We start from the raw sequence: 1,850 nt of genomic DNA on the forward strand, positions 1-1,850 counted from the left end.
CCCTGTCAATCGGCGAAACTCCTCGTCGCTCAATTGACTTATTTTTTCTAATCTCATACTCCTCCGCTTTTTTATACTACCTTGAGCATATTACAATTCTCAGTGTAGTTTTGCAAGAGGTCTAATGTATTTGAGGAGCATATTGACGACAAAATTGCCATCAGAAATCGAGTTATGCAATAGGTCTAGTCACACTACTGCAGGCAATCAGGGGGTGTTCAATAAACTGTGCCAAACCAAAAAATATGATAAAATTTATATATAAAAATATGGAGTTGACATATGAACGAAAAAATAACAAACAAAAGCAAATATGTTGGGTTAGTGGACTATCAAGAATTAGAATCGAACATACTATTGTCGATGAGGGAAGGTAAACCTTTGACGGGAAGAGATGGAGCATTAACACCATTGATAAAAAGGTTGTTGGAGGCAAGTTTAGAAGGTGAAATAGAAAACCATCTATCAAATAATGAGGATGAAGAAAACAATAGAAGAAATGGCAAAAGTTCGAAAACTTTACGCACAAGTTCTGGGTCGTTTGAGTTGCTAACACCAAGAGACCGGGAAGGAAGCTTTGAACCACAAATAGTCAAGAAAAGGCAAACAAGCTTACACCCTGAACTTGAAACAAAAGTCTTGAGCATGTTTGCCAGCGGTATGGGCTATAGCATTGCATGTTGAAGAAATTTATGACAACAAAATGTCAGCAGCTGAAATATCAAATATTACCGATAAGTTGCTGCCTGTAATCAACGAATGGCGCAGCCGTCCATTACAATCCATATATCCAATAGTTTTCATGGATGGAATGTTCTTTAAAGTCAAAGAAGAAGGGCGTTGCGTAAGCAAATGTATGTACAACATATTAGGTATAGATTAGGAAGGCAAAAAAGACGTATTAGGCTTCTATTTAGCTGAAAGTGAAGGAGCTAACTTTTGGTTGGGAGTACTAAACGATCTCAAAGAGAGAGGAGTAGAAGATATTTTAATTGCCTGTGTTAAAAAGCTTTCCTACAGCTATAAATAGTGTATTTCCTAATACAGAAGTGCAGTTATGTATAGTGCATCAAATACGCAACTCATTGAAGTATGTATCTAGCAAAGATGCAAAGAGCCTTTTGATTGATCTAAAGAAGATATATCAGGCTTCTAGTAAGGAAATAGCCGAAAATTATCTGTTAGAATTGGAAGAAAAATGGGGCATAAAGTATACCATGGTTTGGCAAAACAATTGGGAAAATTTATCTGGTTATTTTAAGTATTCTGACCCAGTCAGGAGGCTGATTTACACTACCAATCCCATAGAGGGGCTACATAGGCAAATCAGCAAAACCAAAGCCAGCATAAATGCCTTGTACAAGCTGGTATATTGTGCCATAAAGAAGGTAGAGGAGAAATGGACATGCCTACACATGATTGGGCATTAACTATCTCTCAGCTTGACATTTTCTTTCCCAACAGATTGAAAATTGAGTTGAGCTAAAAATGTGGTTTGACACAGTTTATTGAACACTCCCACCAAAATACCACTGTTATGGAGTGAGCAGTTGAAAAGGTTTTATAAAGATTGTAACTAACTTTGTGAAGTGTTAAGCCGCATTTAGCCCACTTTTCTGATCTTCTACCACTTTGCTCTGTAACCTCAATTGCTTTAGTTGTATATACCTAAAAAGTGGGCAGGTACTATAAGAGGGTCAGTTAAGATATTAAGCAACCTTTTTCTTTAGTATTGCTCCGCCCTTTTATAACTTTGTCTACATGGCTTTCTTTCTGTGGACTACTTCCACTGGAATTATTAATATTAAGTCCTCGTGGCATATTACCATAAAAAAATGTAGTGGGTTCCT

The 1,850-nt window shown here is 36.9% G+C and carries 1 pseudogene; it reads left to right on the forward strand.

What is annotated here, in order from left to right:
• Positions 1-363 precede the first annotated feature (363 nt).
• A pseudogene (locus QUS22_RS05415) lies at positions 364-1,486 on the forward strand (IS256 family transposase).
• The last annotated feature ends 364 nt before the right edge of the window (positions 1,487-1,850 follow it).

It is taken from the genome of Wolbachia pipientis (assembly GCF_030373985.1).
GTDB classification, from domain to species: Bacteria; Pseudomonadota; Alphaproteobacteria; order Rickettsiales; family Anaplasmataceae; genus Wolbachia; species Wolbachia pipientis_D.